The organism is Microbacterium sp. Bi128, from assembly GCF_918698205.1.
In genome coordinates, this window is the sequence record NZ_CAKKMM010000262.1 from 1 (window position 1) to 5,585 (window position 5,585).

5 protein-coding genes and 1 pseudogene are annotated in these 5,585 nt (G+C 68.0%); all 6 read left to right on the forward strand.

Annotated features, from left to right (window positions below):
- Positions 1 to 562: biotin--[acetyl-CoA-carboxylase] ligase (locus LQV45_RS16505; RefSeq protein ID WP_374208232.1), on the forward strand; the 562-nt coding region annotated here is incomplete at its 5' end.
- Positions 555 to 1,154: a PH domain-containing protein gene (locus LQV45_RS16510; RefSeq protein ID WP_230007961.1), complete on the forward strand. Its 600-nt coding sequence runs from the start codon at positions 555 to 557 to the stop codon at positions 1,152 to 1,154. The genes LQV45_RS16505 and LQV45_RS16510, both read left to right, overlap by 8 nt.
- A complete protein-coding gene (locus tag LQV45_RS16515) occupies positions 1,144 to 2,415 on the forward strand; it encodes an adenylate/guanylate cyclase domain-containing protein (protein WP_230007962.1) in 1,272 nt (423 codons plus the stop codon). The genes LQV45_RS16510 and LQV45_RS16515 overlap by 11 nt, the downstream gene beginning before the upstream one ends.
- Positions 2,416 to 2,569: 154 nt before the next feature.
- The gene (locus tag LQV45_RS16520) at positions 2,570 to 3,358 is read left to right on the forward strand and encodes a PP2C family serine/threonine-protein phosphatase (protein WP_230007963.1); all 789 of its coding nucleotides are present in this window, start codon (positions 2,570 to 2,572) and stop codon (positions 3,356 to 3,358) included.
- A 53-nt stretch (positions 3,359 to 3,411) separates the two neighbouring features.
- Positions 3,412 to 4,593 (forward strand): MFS transporter, encoded by a 1,182-nt coding sequence (locus LQV45_RS16525; RefSeq protein ID WP_230007964.1) that lies wholly within the window; start codon positions 3,412 to 3,414, stop codon positions 4,591 to 4,593.
- Positions 4,594 to 4,830: 237 nt separating this feature from the next.
- A pseudogene (locus LQV45_RS16530) lies at positions 4,831 to 5,585 on the forward strand (NAD-dependent DNA ligase LigA); the annotation flags it as partial.

Genomic DNA, 5,585 nt, shown 5'->3' on the forward strand with positions numbered 1-5,585 from the left:
AGGCCTTCCGGCGGAACTCAAATGGCCCAACGACGTCCTGGTCCGGGGCCGGAAGATCGCCGGCATCCTGGCCCAGCTCGGCCCGCTCGGCGCTGGCGGCGCGCCGCCGGTCATCCTCGGCACCGGCCTGAACGTCACGCTGACGGAGCCCGAACTCCCAGTTCCCACCGCCACCTCCGTGCTGCTGGAGAATCCCGACACAGTGGACCGGACGGAGCTCCTGAAGAGCTACCTGTCCCGCTTCGCCACCCTGTACCGGAGTTTCTGCAACGCCGACGGCGACCCCACCGCCGGCATGGCCGGTGGCCCGTCGCTGCACAAACGCGTGGAGCACCTCCTCTCAACCCTCGGCAAGCAGGTCCGGGCCCAACTCCCGGGCGACCACGAGATCATTGGCCACGCCACGCGCCTGGACGAATACGGCTCACTCCTGGTGGTCGATGCCGCGGGCCATGAACATGTGGTGACCGCCGGCGACGTCGTGCACCTGAGGCCGTGGAACCCGGCCGGGACCGGCGGCCAGGGCACCGGCAGCGGCGGAGCAGAAAGCGGCTATGCGTAGAGTGCTCCTGCCGGGAGAGCAAGTGATTGTGGTGACCCGGCCCCAGCCCAGGATGCTCATTGTCCCGGCGCTGATGTTCATTGTTGTTCCGGCCTTGGCCGCGTACGCCTGCGCCTGGGTTGTCAAGGGCGGTCCGGCGCGGCTCGTCCCCCTCGTCCCGAAAGAGTGGACGCCCTGGCTCCTCGCCGTGTGCCTGGCGTTGGCGGCGTGGGTGCTGCTGGGCTATTGCCTCCCGCGGGTCATTGCGTGGCACGCCACCCGCTACATCCTCACCAGCCAGCGCATAGTTGCCCGATACGGCATGTTACGGCGGCGCGATGAACAGATACCCCTCGCCGCCGTCCGGCATGTGGCCATTGAGCAATCCTTGTTGCAGCGCCTATTGCACTCCGGGAATATATCCTTGGAGACCGGGTACCCCCTTGGAACGGTGGTCCCCGATGTCCCGGAGGTCGCGACATTCCGTAATTTCCTGCTGGACGCCATCGACGACCTCCCGCAGGGCGAGGCGTCCGGCGCCGATGGCATGACCTACAACCCGGGCGAGGCCTGGCCGTGGGAGACGAGAGAAGGTGGAAGAGATGAACGCTGAGAACGTCCACCAGGACATCGATCTCGCTGCCCCGGATTTGCCCCGGGAGCCCGAGGACACCGCCGGTTCGGCTGCCGCCGACAGCGACGCCGGGACCGCCTTCGGCGCCCAAGCCGGCGCGCTCATCGAACCCGCCGCCGAACCCGAACTCGAACCCGACGAAGTCGAGCCCAACGAACCCGCCGAACCTGAACCCGTGGCCCCGCCCACCGGCACGATGTCCGCTGAACGGCTTGCCGCCAAGGCCCTGGAAGCGCGGCTGCTGGGCGGAGAACGCAAGCTTCGGCGTCGTGAAGTCGCCGCCGGTGCGGGGCTCTCGCTGCTCTCTGCCCGGAAACTTTGGCGCGCCCTGGGTTTTCCCAACCTCGGGGATGAAGATGTCGCCTTCACCGAGCGTGACCAGGCCGCCCTGTCCACCATCGTGGACCTGGTGCGCGACGGCAAGCTCACCGAGGAAGCCGCAATCTCCATCACCCGGGCCATCGGCCAGATGACCGACCGGATGGTGGTGTGGCAGATCGAGGCCCTCGTGGAGGACATGGTCCAGGAACATGGCGTCACTGACGCCGTCGCCCGCAAGCGGCTCGTCAGCGAGTTGCCGAACCTGATCGACCCCCTCGAGGAGATGCTCGCCTACTCCTGGCGCCGCCAGCTCAACGCCGGTGTGCAGCGCCTAGCCGTCCGGGCCGAAGCCGGGCTGCAGTCCAGCGAAGAGGGCCGCGAAGGCGACGAGGACGATGCGCCCCTGCCGTTGGCCCGGGCGGTCGGCTTCGCCGACCTTGTCTCCTACACCAGCCTGTCCCGCCGGATGAACGAGAAGACGCTCGCCCAGCTGGTGCAGCGCTTCGAGAACAAGTGCGCCGAAATCATCTCGGTCGGCGGCGGCCGGCTGGTCAAGACCGTCGGCGACGAGGTCCTGTACATTGCCGAGACTCCGGCGGCCGGCGCCGAGATTTCCCTGGCCCTGTCCCGCGCCTTCACCGACGACGAGATCCTGCCCCAGGCCCGCGTGGCCATGGTCTGGGGCCGCATCCTCTCCCGCCTCGGCGACATCTACGGACCCACCGTCAACCTCGCCGCCCGCCTTACGGCTCTCGCGGACCCTGGAACCGTGCTGGTGGATTCGATGACCGCGGCCGCGCTGGAGCAGGACGAACGCTTCGTCCTGGTGCCCCGGCCGGCCGAGGACGTCCGCGGGTTCGGTGAAATCCACCCGGTGCAGCTGCAGCCCGGCAGCGGCCGGGGCCTGATCCTGGACTGAACGCCGGATCAGCCCGGCGGCAGGCCGTGGCGGGCTTCTCAGCTGAGCGGCGCGTATGCAATAGTCGGACCGGCAGTTGCGATCCGGCCGGGTTGTGAACGCCGTCAACCCCCGCGCACCAGTGAAGCCGCGCACCACTGTATTGAGGACCGCCATGAACCCATCGCCAGACGCCCCTATCCCGCCCTCGGACGGAAAACAGGGACCTCTACTGCGCTGCGGGTACGGCACGGACCGGGGACTGCGCCGCGAGGCGAACGAGGACTCCTTCATTGCCGCGGACCCCGTCTTCGCCGTGGCGGATGGCATGGGCGGGCACGAGGCCGGCGAAGTTGCCAGCAGCATCTGCGTGCGCACCCTGGCCGAGCTGCCACAGTCCAAGACCGGCAGCCGGGATGCGACGGCGGACATCCTGCAGGAGTACCTGCTCATGGCCGATGCGGGCATCCGTCACGCCACCGGATCGCGTGCCGGAACCACCCTGTCCGGCGTCGTGGTGGTGGAACAACAGGACGTTCCGTACTGGCTTGTCCTCAACATCGGAGACTCCCGCACGTACCGGTACAGCCACGGCCAGCTCGCACAGATCAGCGTGGACCATTCCGAAGTCCAGGAACTCCTCGACACCGGCCAGATCACCGAGGCCGAGGCCGCCGTGTACCCCCGCAGGCACGTGGTGACACGGGCGCTGGGAACCGGGGATGACTCCGAGGCCGACTTCTGGCTGGTTCCCCTTGAAGACGGCGACCGGATGCTGGTCTGCTCCGACGGCCTCAACGGCGAACTCAGCGATGAGAAGATCGCCGGCATCCTCGCGGCCGAGGCCGACCCCCAGACGGCCGTGGACGAACTGATCCAGGCGGCCTTGCGCAGCGGCGGCCGGGACAACATCACGGCGATCGTGGTCGACGCCCGGACTGCAAACGTGGACGAGCCCGCCTGACCTCGCGGTCAGCGTCAGACCAAATTCGCGGGTCGTCCCTTAGGATCGCGGGCATGGGGACTCAGCCGGATCGAAGGAAAGCAGCGGGCACTGCCGCAACCCTGATCGGAGGGTCGGCGGAAATAATGGACTTCCTGATCCCGCTCTGGGGCGGCATTGAACTCGGCGTCGGGCCAAGCGCGATCGGAGCCCTCGTCGCCGTCGAGCTCGTCGTCTCGGTGATCGCACGTCCGATTTCCGGCTGGCTGGTGGACACCCGGGTGCGAACGACAGCGGGTGCGGCAGGAGCCGTGCTCTACGCGGTGAGTTGCGTCGGCTACGCCGTCGCGACGTCGCTGCCGCTCGCCTTCGCCGCTGCAATTGTTGGCGGTATCGGCGGCGCGTTCTTTTGGATTGCGGTCCGGGCAATCGCGGCCGAGTTCCTCGATCGCGACTCTGGCTCGCTGGCCGGGCTGCTGTCCTCCGAAGCACTCGGATCGTGGTTCTTCTGGATTCCAGCGATGGTCCTGCTGCCTCTGACCGGCTTCAGCGGGGTCTTCGGGACCCTCGCCGTTGCCTGTATTATCGCGGCGGTCCTGCTGCTCCGCGTGCCAAAGTTCCTGGCGCCACCGCAGGAGGAGCCGTTGGACGGGTTCCGGGGCGACGGCAGGCGCCTCGCCCCGCTGCTGCTGATCGCGCTGATGACCGCAGTCGCCGAAGCCGGTGTGTCGCTGCTCCTGCTGCTTCACCTGCAGAAGGCGCTTGAGCTGGAGGTCTACCAGATTGCACTCATCTACCTGCCGGGCGGCATCGTGCTTACGGTTATGCCACGAGCGCTGCACCGGTTCGTTGAACGGCGGGGCCGGCGTACGGGATACGTCCTCGCGTCCGTCGCGTCGGCACTGACTGCGGCCGGCCTCGCGTTCACGCCCAGCCCGCTCGTGATCGCCGCGCTCTGGGTGCTCACGAGTGCCTCATGGGCGATCTTGCTGCCGATCCAGCGGGCAGTCGTAGCTGAGGTCAACCGGCACCGCGTGGGCCGCGGCATGAGCCTGCTGACCAACTCCGAGATGCTCGGGGCAGCAGCCGGGTCGCTGCTGGCGGGTCTGCTGTACGACGGTGGATCGTGGCAGCTCTCATGCCTGATCTTCGCGGGCATCATCCTCAGCGGAACCGTCCTTGGCCCACTCGCGCTCACGAAACTGGGCGTTCGCGACCGCCCGGCCGCCGATCTGGCCGCCGTCAACAGCGGCTAGCACGGCTCTCCACCGGCGCAGAATTCGTCCCCGGGCCGGGCGAGGTGTTCACCTGTTCGATCTGTGGCCGGACCGGACCCTGGACCGGACAATGTCGGGGATCTAGGGCAGGATAGGTCTGTGAGCACAGGGAAGACCGCAGCAGAGACCGCAGCAGGGACTGAAGAAGCAGCCGAAGCAGCCCCCGGGCACGTCACGGACCCTCAAGGCCCCGACGGGCAGGTCCCGTCCGGGGACATCCGCGCGGAGTATGAAGACCTTGTGGAGCAGGTCCGCAAGCACCGCTTTGCGTACTACCAGCAGGACGCGCCGATCATCTCCGACGCCGAGTTCGACGAGCTCTACCGTCGGCTGGAAACGCTCGAAGCCATGCATCCGGAACTGGTGGCCAACGATTCGCCCACGCAGGAAGTCGGCGGCGAGGTGTCAGCGGCGTTTGCCGCCGTGCAGCATTTGCAGCGCATGTACAGCCTGGAGGATGTCTTCTCGCTCGAGGAGCTGGAGGCCTGGATGGTCAAGGCCGAGGCGGGCGTCGCCAAGCTCGGCAACGGCGGGAACCCGCCGTCGTGGCTCACCGAACTGAAGATCGACGGCCTGGCCGTCAACCTGCTCTACCGCGACGGCGCCCTGGTCCGGGCCGCAACCCGCGGGGACGGCACCACCGGCGAGGACATCACGCACAACGTCCTGACCATCAAGGAAATCCCGCAGCAGCTCAGCGGCACCGGCTTCCCGGCGGAGGTGGAAGTCCGCGGCGAAGTCTTCATCCCGTCGCAGGCCTTCGCGGAATTCAACGAAGCCCTGATCGAGGCCGGCAAGGCGCCCCTGGCCAACCCGCGCAACGCCGCCGCGGGTTCGCTGCGGCAGAAGGACCCCGCGGAAACCGCCAAGCGGCCGCTGCGGATGTACGTCCACGGCATCGGCGCCCGCGAGGGTCTCGACACCGCCAGCCAGTCCGAGACCTACCGCAAGCTGGCCGAGTGGGGACTGCC